This is a genomic window from Aeromonas sp. FDAARGOS 1407 (assembly GCF_019048725.1).
GTDB lineage: Bacteria > Pseudomonadota > Gammaproteobacteria > Enterobacterales > Aeromonadaceae > Aeromonas > Aeromonas enteropelogenes.
In genome coordinates this window covers 2,812,445-2,827,517 of the sequence record NZ_CP077399.1, presented here as the reverse complement: position 1 = coordinate 2,827,517, position 15,073 = coordinate 2,812,445, and the positions used below count along the sequence as shown (strand labels likewise).

The following is a 15,073-nucleotide window of genomic DNA, read 5'->3' as shown; positions in this document are numbered from 1 at the left end:
CTGTGCTCCTCGGGAGATTAAAGGGACTGGATAGAGCCCTTGGGCAGAACAGCAGAAACGAAGTCCTTCTTGATGGTGACTTGAGTCTGGTCGTTCAGGGCTATCACCAGGTAATCGCTGTCAGCCGCCACTTTGGCAATCTTGCCAACCAGGCCACCGGAAGTCAGCACTTCATCACCCTTGGAGAGAGAGCTCATCAGGTTGCGATGATCCTTGGCGCGCTTGGCCTGGGGACGGTAAATCATGAAATAGAAGATGAGACCAAATACGGCCAGCATGATGATCATTTCCATGCCACCACCCTGTGCTGCCGGAGCTGCGCCTTCTGCATATGCCTTGGAGATAATGCTCATTTAACAACCTCTTATTGATGTAGATTCACAAAGATAACGAGCTGATACGCTGTTGTTATTTCACGTCATTTTCAGCGAGTGGAGGCACAGGCTTCCCTTGCCGACGGTAAAACTCTGTTACAAAGTCGTCTAATTTACCCTGCTCGATCGCGTCCCGCAAACCCTGCATGACACGCTGGTAATAACGCAGGTTATGGATGGTATTCAGACGGGCGCCGAGGATCTCGTTGCACTTGTCCAGATGGTGCAGATAGCTGCGGCTGTAGTTTTTGCAGGTGTAGCAATCGCAATCGGCATCCAGGGTGCTGGTGTCGTCACGGTGCTTGGCGTTGCGGATCTTGACCACCCCGTCCGTAGTGAACAGATGGCCGTTGCGGGCGTTGCGGGTCGGCATCACGCAGTCGAACATATCGATACCGCGGCGCACTCCTTCCACCAGATCTTCCGGCTTGCCCACCCCCATCAGGTAGCGCGGCTTGTCGGCCGGAATTTTCGGGCAGACGTGCTCGAGGATGCGGTGCATGTCCTCTTTGGGTTCACCCACCGCCAGACCGCCGACCGCATAACCGTCGAAACCGATCTCCAGCAGGCCATCCAGCGACACATCCCGCAGCGACTCGTAGACGGAGCCCTGGATGATGCCGAACAGGGCATTCTTGTTGCCGAGGGCATCAAACTTGTCACGGGAGCGTTTGGCCCAGCGCAGGGACATCTCCATGGACTTGCGCGCCTCTTCATAGGTGGCCGGATACGGGGTGCACTCGTCAAAGATCATCACGATGTCGGAGCCCAGATCGTACTGGATCTCCATGGATTTCTCGGGGTCGAGGAAGATCTTCTCGCCATTGATGGGGTGACGGAAATGCACGCCCGCCTCGGTGATCTTGCGAATATCCCCCAGGCTGAATACTTGGAAACCACCGGAGTCGGTCAGGATCGGTCCCTGCCAGTTCATGAAGTCGTGCAGATCGCCGTGGGCGCGCATCACTTCCTGACCCGGACGCAGCCAGAGGTGGAAGGTGTTGCCAAGCAGGATCTGGGCACCGGTCTCGGCCACCTCTTCCGGGGTCATCCCCTTGACGGTGCCATAGGTACCGACCGGCATGAAGGCCGGAGTCTGTACCGTACCGCGTTCGAATACCAGCTGACCGCGACGGGCGCGGCCGTCAGTGGTTTTCAATTCAAATTTCATTGCTACCTCGGTTTCAGTCAGAGAAACAGTCTGACAGTGGAAGGCCCTCATGGGCCCGATTTTTGGGGCCGCCCACGATTATCACAGGATGCTCGTGAACGGCGCCTGAAGGACGAAGCTTAAGCCTGCGCCCGACGACGGGTGACGAACATGGCGTCCCCGTAGCTGAAGAAACGGTACTGCTCGGCCACGGCTGCCTGATAGGCCGCCATCACGTTGTCATACCCGGCGAAGGCACTGACCAGCATGATCAGGGTCGACTCCGGCAGATGGAAGTTGGTGACCATGGCATCCACCACCTGGAACTGGTAGCCCGGGAAGATAAAGATGTCGGTGTCGCTGAAAAACGGCGCCAGCGGCTTGCCCTGGGCCAGGGTCACCTTGGCGGCACTTTCCAGAGAACGCACCGAGGTGGTACCCACCGCAATGACGCGACCGCCACGGGCTCGGGTTGCCGCAATAGCATCCACCACCTCCTGCGGCACCTCGGCATATTCGGAGTGCATGTGGTGATCTTCAATCTTGTCCACCCGCACCGGCTGGAAGGTGCCCGCCCCCACGTGCAGGGTGACGAAAGCCGTTTCCACCCCCTTGGCGCGGATCTTCTCGAGCAGAGGCTCATCGAAGTGCAGACCGGCAGTTGGGGCCGCCACCGCGCCCGGTTTGGCGTTGTAGACGGTCTGGTAACGCTCCTTGTCAGCATCTTCATCGGGACGATCTATATAAGGTGGCAGCGGCATGTGACCGATGGCCTCCAGGATCTCCAGCACTGGGCGCGCATCAAGGAAGTGGATCTCGAACAGGGCGTCGTGGCGGGCCCGCATCTCGGCCTCGACCTTCTCGCCATCTGGGCCGCCATCCAGGGTAAGGCGGGTACCGGGCTTGGGCGACTTGGAAGAACGGACGTGCGCCAGTACGCTGTGCTCGTCCAGAATGCGTTCGACCAGCACTTCCAGCTTGCCGCCGCTGGCCTTCTGGCCAAACATGCGCGCAGGAATGACGCGAGTGTTGTTGAATACCAGCAGATCACCGGGGTTGAGCTGGTCCAGCACATCGACAAATTGACCATGGCGCAGCGCACCAGTCTGACCGTCAAGCTGCAACAGGCGGCTGGCGGTACGCTCTGCCATTGGGTAGCGGGCAATCAGCTCGTCTGGCAGATCAAAATGAAAATCGGATACTTGCATCTTTCACCTCGGGGGAATCGGCGGCTAGTCTAGTTATCCCCCTCTTGCAAGGCAACCCAAAAGACCAAAAACCCAAGAGAGACAAGGGATAGCGGCCATTTTTGTGACAGACAATGGGTTAATGATTCTTTAATGATCTGTATTGACCCTGATCATGTCTTGCCCGATGGGGGTGGGCTAGGGTGAAAGCAGGTACATAAGGAGGCCCACCATGATGACCCTAGCCGAAATCATGACAGAACAGCCCTTCACCCTGGGTCCGGAGAACAGCGTCAAACAGGCGATGGATCTGATGCAGCAGGAGCGGATCCGTCATATCCCCATCGTCGATGAGCATCATCATCTGCTGGGCCTGGTCACCCTCACCGACATTCTGGCGACTCGCGAGTCCAAACTGCTGCTCATCAGTCCGGAGCGGGAGGCCGAATTCACCGATAGTGTCCAGCTCGACGAGATCATGACCCGTCAGGTGGCAAGCGTGGATCCCCACGCCGGCATCAAGGAGGCGGCCCTCTATTTGCAACGCCACAAATATGGCTGCTTGCCGGTACTCAAGGGGCGCAAACTGGTGGGCATAGTGACTGAGTCTGACTTTATCGCGGTGGCCATCAACCTGCTGGAGTTGATGGAAGAGCAGGATCCCCCTACCGATTTTTGACCACCGATTTGTAATTAAATTACAACGAAAGCGTTTTTAGGCGATAAAAGAGCCTATAAAAATGAAAGGTTTTCATTTTGAATGAAAACTTACACCAAAAACTTGCTTTGTGATCTTCATCACACTATTATCTCCCCCATGCAATGATTGCCGAGGGGGAGACGAGGGATTGTGCACCCACCTTCTTCCTCTCATTTGTCTGCAAGTTTGCACACCCCGTAGTTAGTCTTTGCTGTAAAGCATTTGTTTATATAGCCATTCCTTGTTTGATGACCCGGCCCTGTCTCACGATAGCGCCGGGATTTTTTTATCTGCACGTTCCCCTCTCGCCTTACCGCCATTTACTCCCCCACGTTTCTATCCCTGGCCCCTCGCTTGATCGCACATTTCCTCTCGCACAAGGGGAGCAACACCACAGATATGGAATTCAGACAAGGAGTTAGCGCATCCAGGTCGCCATGTTCATGTTAGGTACAGCAGAGAAGTAGTATCTAATTATTAGATTTAAGCGATTCAAAATTGCGGCTTTTATCGATTAGCGAAAGACCCTAAGATGAATCCATCGAAAGTTAAACGCCTTGTCCGGCTCGACTCATCAACACCAGACAGGCATATGTACATCACCAAGGAGCCAATACATGTCTACCTACATCAACACTGAAATCAAGCCGTTCAACGCCACCGCCTACCACAATGGCAAATTCGTTCAGGTATCTGACACTGACCTGAAAGGCAAGTGGTCCGTTGTCTTCTTCTACCCGGCTGATTTCACCTTTGTCTGCCCGACCGAACTGGGCGACCTGGCTGACAACTACGCCGAATTCCAGAAGCTGGGCGTCGAGATCTACTCCGTCTCTACCGACACCCACTTCACCCACAAAGCCTGGCACGACACTTCTGACACCATCCAGAAGATCCAGTACCCGATGATCGGCGACCCGACCGGCACCATCACCCGCAACTTCGGCGTGATGATCGAAGAAGCAGGCCTGGCTGACCGCGGCACCTTCGTTATCGACCCGCAGGGCATCATCCAGATCGTTGAAATCAACGCCGGCGGTATCGGCCGTGACGCTCTGGAGCTGCTGCGCAAAGTCAAAGCTGCCCAGTACGTTGCCGCTCACCCGGGCGAAGTATGCCCGGCCAAATGGAAAGAAGGCGAAGCCACTCTGGCCCCGTCCCTGGATCTGGTAGGCAAAATCTAAGCCTCCCCACTCCAAAGACCGGCCCGATTCAGGGCCGGTCTGCTTTCTGGCCCACGCATACCGCCGACCCGCAATCACAAGAAGGAATTCGAAGATGTTGGATACCAACCTCAAACAACAGCTGAACACCTATCTGCAGTACATCGTCAATCCCATCGAGATCAGCGTGTCCGGCAATGACAGTGACAAATCCGCAGAGCTGCTGGCACTGGCCACCGAGATCAGCGAGATGTCACCCAAGATTACCCAGACTTCTGGCACTGCCGCTCGCAAGCCTTCCATGAGTGTGGCCACCCAGGGCCAGACTCCGCGCATTCACTTTGCCGGCATTCCCATGGGTCATGAATTTACTTCTCTGGTACTGGCCCTGCTGCAAAGCGGCGGTCACCCCTCCAAGGCCGATGCAGCCGTGCAGGAGCAGATCCGCAACCTCAAGGGTGAGTTCCACTTTGAGACCTATATCTCCCTCTCCTGCCATAACTGTCCGGACGTGGTTCAGGCACTGAACCTGATGGCTACCCTGAACCCGGGGATCACCCACACCATGATCGACGGCGCCCTGTTCCAGGACGAGGTCAACGAGCGTCAGATCATGGCGGTACCGAACGTCTACCTGAATGGCCAGCCGTTCAGCCAGGGTCGCATCTCGCTCGAAGAGATCGTCGCCAAGCTCGACACCGGCGCTGCCGAACGCAAAGCCGCTGAGCTGAATGAGAAAGATCCCTACGACGTGCTGGTGGTGGGTGGTGGCCCGGCTGGCGCTGCGGCAGCCATCTATGCAGCCCGCAAAGGGATCCGCACCGCCATCGTCGCCGAGCGTTTTGGTGGTCAGGTGATGGACACCGTCGGCATCGAGAACTTTATCTCCGTGCCCTACACCGAAGGCCCCAAGCTGGCCGCGAGCCTGGAGCAGCACGTCAAGCAGTATGGCGTGGAAGTGATCACCGAGCAGCGCGCCGCCGCCATCAGCAAGGATGGCTATGTCAACGTGGATCTTGCATCCGGTGCAACCCTGAAGAGTCGTTCCGTGATCCTGGCAACCGGTGCCCGCTGGCGCGACCTGAACGTGCCGGGCGAACTCGAGTACCGCACCAAGGGCGTGGCCTACTGCCCGCACTGTGACGGCCCCTTCTTCAAGGGCAAGCGGGTGGCGGTGATCGGTGGCGGTAACTCCGGCATCGAGGCGGCCATCGACCTAGCCGGCATCGTCGAGCACGTTACCGTGGTGGAGTTCGCCGACACCCTGCGCGCCGACGAAGTGCTGCAGCAGAAGGCCCGCTCCATGGCCAACATCGACATCATCATGAGCGCCCGCACCACTGCAGTGATCGGTGATGGCAGTAAGGTGACAGGCATGGATTACGAAGATCGCACCACCGGGGAAATCAAGCATCTGGCTGTCGCGGGTATCTTCGTCCAGATCGGCCTAGTGCCCAATACCGAGTTCCTCAAGGGGAGCGAGGTAGCGCTGACCCGCTTCGGCGAGATCGAGATCGATACCAAGGGCGCCACCTCCCTGCCCGGCGTGTACGCCGCAGGGGACGCCACTACTGTGCCGTTCAAGCAGATCATCATCTCCATGGGTGCTGGTGCAACCGCCGCACTCGGGGCCTTCGATTACCTCATCCGTAATCCGGCACCAGAAGCAGCCAAGGCTGACGCCGTCACAGTCTGAACGCCATTCAAGTAAACAAAAGCCGACTCTCTCGAGTCGGCTTTTTTCATTCTGATGTTGCGCTGGACATTAAAAACCCGTTGCGAGAGCGGGTTTTGGCATTATCAATGCGCAGTAGACTGGCTATCCATCATTCCAGGAGGAAAACCGCCTCGATGTTGTCGGTGATGGTGATCTGTTGCTGTTGATAGCTGTTTTCCACCATATCTGCGGCAGGTGCGGCGGACATGGCCAGCGCCTTGAGATTGCGGCTATAGACGGGAACTGGCGATGAATTTCGATATTCAGCGCTGTATACCTTGCCAAGCTTCATACCAAATGCCTTGGCCAGAGATTCGGCCTTGCTTTTCGCATCCTCGACCGCAGCCAGGCGTGCCTGTTCCTTGATGGTTTGCGGAGATTTCAGACCATATTCGATATGTGACACCGACTCGAGTCCTGCCTTGAGTGCGGTATCCATCAACTGGCTCAGCTTGTCGAGTTGATACAGCTTCACCGCCAGTTGACGCTGGGCACGATACCCCAGCAAGGTCGGCTTCTTGTTCTCGCCATATTGATACTCGGGAGAGATGACCAGATTTCCCGCCTCCACATCACTGCGCTTGATACCCAGTCCTTCCAGCTGACCAAAGAATGCAGCCACTCTGGTATCAACCTGTTGCTTGGCCTTGAACCCCTGTTTTTCCAACGCGGTGACCGACACATTGAGGGTCAGCATATCGGGTTCCGCTTTCTGCTCGGCGTAACCACTCACCACCAGATGGGGTGCCTGAGGCACTTCCAGAGCATACAGGGGGACACTGACAACCAGCGCAGAAAGGGTAAGAAGCGGACGCCACATATAAAAAACCTCAATCGAAAAATTGAGGTCATTATGCTCCTAGCAAACGGGAATTTATATATCGTGCAATGGCGGGATCTGATCCAGTACCTGATTGGTCAAATTGAGACTGATGCTGATTGTCGCATCAGCAGCGGGAAGAATCTCTGCATGCGCTGTCGTCGGCAATGAACTGTCGAGCAACACCTCATCATCGAAATGGAATGAATCCCACGACAGGATATGTCCTTGAGGAGGTAATTCCGTTCCGAGAGAACTGAAGTCATCTGCGACTACAGTCCAAGCGATTGTTTCAGAAGGCCCCAACAACTCCTGCAAGGATGCAGGATGAAAGCTATTCAATAGATACTCCTGCTGACCCAACTCATGACCAACCAAAATCATGTTATGGGAAGCTTCTGCATCCATGGCCGGTATGTAGCTGATCGATGCAGCCGCAAAGTCGACATGCAGCGTTCCTGCGACATCACCGGCGTCATTTTCTATCTCCACCGCATCCAGCCGATCACCTGCGATCGAGGCTTGATAGCCAAACTGGCCGGCACAGGTAATCTGACCCTGTCCATCCCAGCTATAGCGGATGCCATCAATGTCGACCCAGTTGAATGACTGCATGGTGTCTCTCCTTTATACCGCCGCTATCTTATCCATCCTCTGTCATAAAAAACAGGGGCCAAGCATGGCCTGGCCCCGACTCCTGGCTACGGATCAACCTTGAGGTTACCGTCATCCAGCATTTGCTTGATGATGTCGTGGTTGGTTGTGAGCCCTCCGTTTTGATCCAGATCCAGGTTGCCCTGGAACTGGACGGTCAATTGAGAGCCACCACTCGCCGATCCGTTCGTGTCTATGGTCAGCTTGTTGGTCGTGGTGTCGAACTGCAGATAGTTGTTGAGCACCGTGGCCAAATCATTGTTGTTGAACCCCGAGGGGACACCAACCAGCAGATCCGACAGATCCAGCACATCCCCCCCGTTGGACGGGTTGCCCAGCGTGAAGTCGGTAATGGTGTCGGTACTGCCATCCGCATCGCCAGCAATCCACTTGAAGGTATCGCTGCCCGCACCACCCGTCATGGTGTCGCTGCCCAGACCACCGATCAATAGATCGTTGCCATCTCCTCCTTGCAATATGTCGTTGCCAATTCCGCCGATCAGGGTGTCATTGCCGGATTCCCCATACAGGGTATCGTTGCCGCTGCCACCATCCAACACATCATTGCCCGACCCGCCAACCAGGGTGTCTTTGCCTCCCATCCCGTACAGCAGGTCATCACCATCACCACCCGACAGGATGTTATCCAAGCTGTTGCCCGTGATGCTGTCTCCAAAGTCCGAGCCGATGGCGTGCCCTTGCGTACTGGCCAAGGTCACATTCACCACACTGGCGGAGTCTTCGTAGTCCACGCTAAAGGGGGCATCCGGCAGCAGGCTCAGACCGATGTTGCTGTGAACGGCATCGCCATCGCCGTCCGTCAGCGTGACCGGCAACTGCAAGTTGACCGGAATACCCGGAGTCGCCACGCTGGAGCCGAAGTCGCCAATCTTGAAGGTGCTCCCTGCGGCATAGTGGAACTCCAGGCTGTTGTAACCATCTGCTGTATACGCCGCCAGTTTGGTATTGGAGATCACTCCGGCGACTGTCGCGACATAAGCCACGCCAGCGGTCGGATCGTCATCGGTAAAGTTGACCGTGAAGCTGTGGCCTCCCACCGAGACAACTTGGGACATTCCGGCTCCGATACTGACGATCTTGGTTGAACCGTTGTAACTGATTGCCACGGCAGTCAGCGACTCCTTGTTGCCATCGCCAATATCGTTGTCATTGTCCACATCCTGACGGGCAACCAGTTTTACACTGGAGCTGCTATTGATCGCCGTAAACATGGCGGAGGCCCCATTTACATCGTAGTGAGCCTCAAAGGCATGGGTCTGGTTGGCTAGGACGCCGTAGGAGCCACCACTGACCGGGCTGCCGGTCAGGTCGATGACAAAGTCAATCCGCATCGCCTCACCCAACCCAACGGATGAACCGTTACTGATCCCCCCCGTGTTGGCAGAGGTGTTGACGGTACCGCCATCCACACCATTGGTCATCGCCGTCAGCAGCAGATCCTTGCTGTTGTCATTCGCTGCCGTATTAAAACCAGCCCAGGACGCATTCCCGCCTACGAAGTTGTAACCGCCGCCGTTGAAGTCGATGGTGGTTTGCCCGCCGTCAACTTCGCCAATCATCTGGATCTGATAAGTCCCGGATGCTGGCTGCAAGGTGGCAATGAACACGGTGCCGGCCGCCGTTGTAGCGGTCAGGGTGATACCATCCGACGACAAAGCGTAGGTGATGGGCAAGCCACCCGAGGTCAGGCCACTGCTGCCATTCAGACTGCTGTCAAAGCGGATCGAACCACCATCAGCCCCGTAGTTGTTCAACAGCGAGCCATCGCCATCCAGCAGGAAGGTCTCAGTAAGCCCGGACTGGTTCAGCATGACTCCCATTGCGGGCGTCATGACAAGGGGCACATCATCTTCTACCTGCACGATGAAATCCCGTACCAGAGTCACATTGTCCGGTCCTTCATGAGCAGTGATCGCACTGGAGAGGTTCAATGCCTTCAGTTCTAGATCATTGCCATCAGCCTGAGCATGATCTATCGACCCCTGCAGGGTGAAGGTGTAATCACCATCCGCCTCCACCGCCAGCGTAAAGATCGGTTTGCTGCCGGCCATGGCCACCAGGGTATCCACCCCGACACCATGGACGATGCTGTAGGTGATCGGCACACCGCCTGAGGTCAACGCCGGCAAGCCGGCTGTGCTGCCAACACCGAAATTGACGCCAGCGCTGTCAATCACCATATGGGCCAGTGAGCCGCCCACGGTTGTCAGGGACGGGTCGTTGCCAGGCAAGCCTGTGGGCAAGCCATCCTCGAATACGGAGGCCGTGATCGGTGTGGTATCCAGCACTAGTATCTTCAGCAAGGCACTGGAGGTGTCACCATCTGCATCAACTATGGTGTAGGTAAAGGTCTCCAACGTATCCACTGCTACATCATTGGGCGGTGTGTAGGAGTAGGAGCCGTCGGCATTGACCACCAACTGGCCACCCAAAGGCGTAGTCATGGGACCTGTTGTTCCTCCTTGCACCAGGAAGGTCACGACATTGCCATTGATGCTGTCGGCAACCCCCACATACGCAGCCGGATTGCTGACGGTGAAGCTGACTTGGAACACGGTTGCGGGGGCATCGGCGCCTGCGCTGTCCACGCCGGCAGTCGCATCCACATCCGTGATCACATTGCCAGTGGCAGGAGGCGGCACAGTCGCCTGCAAAGTGGCATCCAGGTCATAGATATTGTTGACCAGCGTCACCGCATCTCCGTTGTCCTCCACCAGTCCCAGCTGGGCGATCGCCGAGACATTGCCGCTCACGTTCAGACCAACGGCGTAAACTTCAACGTTGTTGGTGTTCACAAAGCTGGTCCAGCCGGCGGGAACATTGCCTTCATTGGGCGCACCATCCGACAGGAAATAGACCTTGGTTTCATACCCGGCCAAGGCAGGGTTTGCCAAATCCGTTGTCAGTTGATTCTGTGCCAGTACCAGGGGGGCGTTGTAGTTGGTACCACCGCCATCCGTCGGCAAACCGGAAATGCTGGCCTTGGCCACATCAGGATCACTGGTTTGCGGGATCAGGACTGCACCACTGGCAAAATCAATGACCGTAATGACCAATGGAACCCCCAGCGCCACATACGAGTCGATCATGTGGTTCAGGGCATCCTTGGCCAGTTCCAGACGGTTTGGCGAGCCATTTGACGTCGTACCTATCTGCCACAACATGCTGCCCGAGGTATCGATCACCATGACGAGGTTGAAAGGCGGCAAGCCCGCCTCAGTAATGACGATGCTATTGTCCTTGGCTGTCGGCACATCGTCCTCAAAGTTGATGTTGCCACCCAGGTCCGCACTCACCGTCCCGGTCGCGGTGTCGTTGTCGCCATCCACCACCGTCACGGTCGCACTCAGCAACACCTTGCCACTGGTCAGGCTGATGAGGCTGTTGTCGTTGCTGTTGTCCACGTCCTCCGGCAGATGGTCCAGCTCTGCCGACTGGGTCAGCGTCACCGTGCCATCACTCGCCACGCTGATGCGGAACACCTCCCCGTCCGTGGTCGAGCCCACGACGTCGTCGCCATCCATGGCCAGGGTGATGACCAGCCCGTTGCTGGTCAGCCCGCTGTTGCTGTCGGTCACGCTCAGGCTGTAGCCGCTCACCGTGGTGGTGCCCGGACCGTCCGCGCCATAGCTGGGCACCGCCGCCGCCAGGAACGCCGCCGCAAAGCTGGCACTGGCCGTGTCGGTGTTCGGCCCGATGGTGTCTGCATCCTGGGTGGTCAGGGTGATGTCACCGTCCGCCACCACATTGATGGTCACGCTCGGCACATCGTCCTCAAAGTTGATGTTGCCACCCAGGTCCGCACTCACCGTCCCGGTCGCGGTGTCGTTGTCGCCATCCACCACCGTCACGGTCGCACTCAGCAACACCTTGCCACTGGTCAGGCTGATGAGGCTGTTGTCGTTGCTGTTGTCCACGTCCTCCGGCAGATGGTCCAGCTCTGCCGACTGGGTCAGCGTCACCGTGCCATCACTCGCCACGCTGATGCGGAACACCTCCCCGTCCGTGGTCGAGCCCACGACGTCGTCGCCATCCATGGCCAGGGTGATGACCAGCCCGTTGCTGGTCAGCCCGCTGTTGCTGTCGGTCACGCTCAGGCTGTAGCCGCTCACCGTGGTGGTGCCCGGACCGTCCGCGCCATAGCTGGGCACCGCCGCCGCCAGGAACGCCGCCGCAAAGCTGGCACTGGCCGTGTCGGTGTTCGGCCCGATGGTGTCTGCATCCTGGGTGGTCAGGGTGATGTCACCGTCCGCCACCACATTGATGGTCACGCTCGGCACATCGTCCTCAAAGTTGATGTTGCCACCCAGGTCCGCACTCACCGTCCCGGTCGCGGTGTCGTTGTCGCCATCCACCACCGTCACGGTCGCACTCAGCAACACCTTGCCACTGGTCAGGCTGATGAGGCTGTTGTCGTTGCTGTTGTCCACGTCCTCCGGCAGATGGTCCAGCTCTGCCGACTGGGTCAGCGTCACCGTGCCATCACTCGCCACGCTGATGCGGAACACCTCCCCGTCCGTGGTCGAGCCCACGACGTCGTCGCCATCCATGGCCAGGGTGATGACCAGCCCGTTGCTGGTCAGCCCGCTGTTGCTGTCGGTCACGCTCAGGCTGTAGCCGCTCACCGTGGTGGTGCCCGGACCGTCCGCGCCATAGCTGGGCACCGCCGCCGCCAGGAACGCCGCCGCAAAGCTGGCACTGGCCGTGTCGGTGTTCGGCCCGATGGTGTCTGCATCCTGGGTGGTCAGGGTGATGTCACCGTCCGCCACCACATTGATGGTCACGCTCGGCACATCGTCTTCAAAGTTGATGTTGCCACCCAGGTCCGCACTCACCGTCCCGGTCGCGGTGTCGTTGTCGCCATCCACCACCGTCACGGTCGCACTCAGCAACACCTTGCCACTGGTCAGGCTGATGAGGCTGTTGTCGTTGCTGTTGTCCACGTCCTCCGGCAGATGGTCCAGCTCTGCCGACTGGGTCAGCGTCACCGTGCCATCACTCGCCACGCTGATGCGGAACACCTCCCCGTCCGTGGTCGAGCCCACGACGTCGTCGCCATCCATGGCCAGGGTGATGACCAGCCCGTTGCTGGTCAGCCCGCTGTTGCTGTCGGTCACGCTCAGGCTGTAGCCGCTCACCGTGGTGGTGCCCGGACCGTCCGCGCCATAGCTGGGCACCGCCGCCGCCAGGAACGCCGCCGCAAAGCTGGCACTGGCCGTGTCGGTGTTCGGCCCGATGGTGTCTGCATCCTGGGTGGTCAGGGTGATGTCACCGTCCGCCACCACATTGATGGTCACGCTCGGCACATCGTCCTCAAAGTTGATGTTGCCACCCAGGTCCGCACTCACCGTCCCGGTCGCGGTGTCGTTGTCGCCATCCACCACCGTCACGGTCGCACTCAGCAACACCTTGCCACTGGTCAGGCTGATGAGGCTGTTGTCGTTGCTGTTGTCCACGTCCTCCGGCAGATGGTCCAGCTCTGCCGACTGGGTCAGCGTCACCGTGCCATCACTCGCCACGCTGATGCGGAACACCTCCCCGTCCGTGGTCGAGCCCACGACGTCGTCGCCATCCATGGCCAGGGTGATGACCAGCCCGTTGCTGGTCAGCCCGCTGTTGCTGTCGGTCACGCTCAGGCTGTAGCCGCTCACCGTGGTGGTGCCCGGACCGTCCGCGCCATAGCTGGGCACCGCCGCCGCCAGGAACGCCGCCGCAAAGCTGGCACTGGCCGTGTCGGTGTTCGGCCCGATGGTGTCTGCATCCTGGGTGGTCAGGGTGATGTCACCGTCCGCCACCACATTGATGGTCACGCTCGGCACATCGTCTTCAAAGTTGATGTTGCCACCCAGGTCCGCACTCACCGTCCCGGTCGCGGTGTCGTTGTCGCCATCCACCACCGTCACGGTCGCACTCAGCAACACCTTGCCACTGGTCAGGCTGATGAGGCTGTTGTCGTTGCTGTTGTCCACGTCCTCCGGCAGATGGTCCAGCTCTGCCGACTGGGTCAGCGTCACCGTGCCATCACTCGCCACGCTGATGCGGAACACCTCCCCGTCCGTGGTCGAGCCCACGACGTCGTCGCCATCCATGGCCAGGGTGATGACCAGCCCGTTGCTGGTCAGCCCGCTGTTGCTGTCGGTCACGCTCAGGCTGTAGCCGCTCACCGTGGTGGTGCCCGGACCGTCCGCGCCATAGCTGGGCACCGCCGCCGCCAGGAACGCCGCCGCAAAGCTGGCACTGGCCGTGTCGGTGTTCGGCCCGATGGTGTCTGCATCCTGGGTGGTCAGGGTGATGTCACCGTCCGCCACCACATTGATGGTCACGCTCGGGCCGTCATCCTCGAAGCGGAACACGCTGTTGGCACCCAGATCCACCGCCGCACTGGCGCGGTCGCCATCGGCGTCGGTCACGGTCTGCACCAGGGTCAGCACGCCCTGCCCCAGGGTCAGCGCCACGCTGTCATCTGCATTGCTGGTGTCGCCATGCCAGACGTTGTTCAGCAGGGCCAGGGTCACTTCCCCGCTGGTCGGGTTGATGGTCAGGGTGAAGTAATCCACCCCGCCCGCGCTGCCGGTGATGACGTTGCCCACCTGATTGAGCAGGATGGCCGCCCCCTGGCCGTTGGCAGCCAGCGGATCCACCGCATAGAGGCCGCTTGCCACGTTGCTGCCGCTCAGCGCCAGGCTGTAGCCGATGCTGCCCGCTCCGTCGGCGCCGTAGACGCTGGCAAACTGGGCCTGTACCGTCGCAGCCTGCAAGGTGGCACTGGCCACCCCGTCGTTGCCGGCGCCACCCAGGCCGGGCAGACTTTCATCTACTGAAACAGCGCCTAACCCATCAGAATTAGAAACAACTGCTGCACTCGGAACATCATCCAAGATCGTGACATCAAGGGAGCCATTGGTGGTATCACCATCGGTATCGGTCAGTACAACGTTAAAACTCTCGGCAAGCGAGGTGTCATTGGCTGGCTGGGCATGATTTTCATTGTCGAGCAGGGTGTAGCTGTAGCTCACGCTGCCAGCCCCTGTGACCGAGTTGAAATTAATTCCCGTCACGACCAGTTGATTGCCTAGCGGACTAACAATCGTCAGAGGGAAGGTTGTGGCCGGCTGTCCATTTGCAATCAGCGTGACACCACTCAATGTCAAGCTTTGCACCCCGTCAGGAGCATTGAAGGTAAAGACATTACTTTGTGTCAGTGCTGAGGGATTAGGCGCACTCCCGCCAGCCAACGCTGCCTCATTAAGGGTGAGTTCTCCTCCTGCTAGCGCCAGACCACCCAGC

Annotated in this window: 9 protein-coding genes; 3 read left to right on the top strand and 6 right to left on the bottom strand. The window is 58.5% G+C overall.

All coding sequences use genetic code 11. From position 1 onward, the window contains the following. Positions 1–17: 17 nt before the first annotated feature. The 3 genes from yajC to queA form a co-directional block, all read right to left on the bottom strand. Positions 18–353, bottom strand: coding sequence for a preprotein translocase subunit YajC (gene yajC, locus I6L37_RS13455; protein WP_026456614.1), 336 nt, complete (start codon positions 351–353; stop codon positions 18–20). A gap of 55 nt (positions 354–408) precedes the next feature. After that, complete coding sequence (tgt, locus tag I6L37_RS13450; RefSeq protein ID WP_216992110.1) at positions 409–1,545, bottom strand: tRNA guanosine(34) transglycosylase Tgt; 1,137 nt, start codon at positions 1,543–1,545, stop codon at positions 409–411. A gap of 119 nt (positions 1,546–1,664) precedes the next feature. Beyond that, complete coding sequence (queA, locus tag I6L37_RS13445) at positions 1,665–2,732, bottom strand: tRNA preQ1(34) S-adenosylmethionine ribosyltransferase-isomerase QueA (protein ID WP_216992109.1); 1,068 nt, start codon at positions 2,730–2,732, stop codon at positions 1,665–1,667. 211 nt (positions 2,733–2,943) lie between these two features. Here queA and I6L37_RS13440 point away from each other — a divergent pair, with 211 nt between their 5' ends. The 3 genes from I6L37_RS13440 to ahpF all read left to right on the top strand — a co-directional run bounded on the left by I6L37_RS13440 (position 2,944) and on the right by ahpF (position 6,270). Continuing rightward, positions 2,944–3,390 (top strand): CBS domain-containing protein, encoded by a 447-nt coding sequence (locus I6L37_RS13440; protein WP_042024955.1) that lies wholly within the window; start codon positions 2,944–2,946, stop codon positions 3,388–3,390. A 638-nt stretch (positions 3,391–4,028) separates the two neighbouring features. Continuing rightward, a complete protein-coding gene (gene ahpC / locus I6L37_RS13435; RefSeq protein ID WP_216992108.1) occupies positions 4,029–4,595 on the top strand; it encodes an alkyl hydroperoxide reductase subunit C in 567 nt (188 codons plus the stop codon). Positions 4,596–4,689: 94 nt separating this feature from the next. Continuing rightward, complete coding sequence (gene ahpF, locus I6L37_RS13430; protein WP_216992107.1) at positions 4,690–6,270, top strand: alkyl hydroperoxide reductase subunit F; 1,581 nt, start codon at positions 4,690–4,692, stop codon at positions 6,268–6,270. Positions 6,271–6,400: 130 nt separating this feature from the next. Here ahpF and I6L37_RS13425 read toward each other — a convergent pair whose 3' ends face one another. The 3 genes from I6L37_RS13425 to I6L37_RS22100 form a co-directional block, all read right to left on the bottom strand. Continuing rightward, positions 6,401–7,111: an SIMPL domain-containing protein gene (locus tag I6L37_RS13425; RefSeq protein ID WP_042071768.1), complete on the bottom strand. Its 711-nt coding sequence runs from the start codon at positions 7,109–7,111 to the stop codon at positions 6,401–6,403. Between the two features lie 54 nt (positions 7,112–7,165). Further along, on the bottom strand, positions 7,166–7,726 hold the full coding sequence (locus I6L37_RS13420; RefSeq protein WP_216992106.1) for a hypothetical protein: 561 nt from the start codon (positions 7,724–7,726) through the stop codon (positions 7,166–7,168). Between the two features lie 86 nt (positions 7,727–7,812). After that, the gene (locus I6L37_RS22100) at positions 7,813–14,844 is read right to left on the bottom strand and encodes a DUF5801 repeats-in-toxin domain-containing protein (RefSeq protein WP_254203581.1); all 7,032 of its coding nucleotides are present in this window, start codon (positions 14,842–14,844) and stop codon (positions 7,813–7,815) included. Positions 14,845–15,073: the final 229 nt, after the last annotated feature.

What these genes read in the sequence shown, in the direction of transcription:
- yajC (WP_026456614.1), bottom strand. Translation starts at nt 353, where the DNA reads ATGAGCATTATCTCCAAGGCATATGCAGAAGGCGCAGCTCCGGCAGCA.
- tgt (WP_216992110.1), bottom strand. Translation starts at nt 1,545, where the DNA reads ATGAAATTTGAATTGAAAACCACTGACGGCCGCGCCCGTCGCGGTCAG.
- queA (WP_216992109.1), bottom strand. Translation starts at nt 2,732, where the DNA reads ATGCAAGTATCCGATTTTCATTTTGATCTGCCAGACGAGCTGATTGCC.
- I6L37_RS13440 (WP_042024955.1), top strand. Translation starts at nt 2,944, where the DNA reads ATGATGACCCTAGCCGAAATCATGACAGAACAGCCCTTCACCCTGGGT.
- ahpC (WP_216992108.1), top strand. Translation starts at nt 4,029, where the DNA reads ATGTCTACCTACATCAACACTGAAATCAAGCCGTTCAACGCCACCGCC.
- ahpF (WP_216992107.1), top strand. Translation starts at nt 4,690, where the DNA reads ATGTTGGATACCAACCTCAAACAACAGCTGAACACCTATCTGCAGTAC.
- I6L37_RS13425 (WP_042071768.1), bottom strand. Translation starts at nt 7,111, where the DNA reads ATGTGGCGTCCGCTTCTTACCCTTTCTGCGCTGGTTGTCAGTGTCCCC.
- I6L37_RS13420 (WP_216992106.1), bottom strand. Translation starts at nt 7,726, where the DNA reads ATGCAGTCATTCAACTGGGTCGACATTGATGGCATCCGCTATAGCTGG.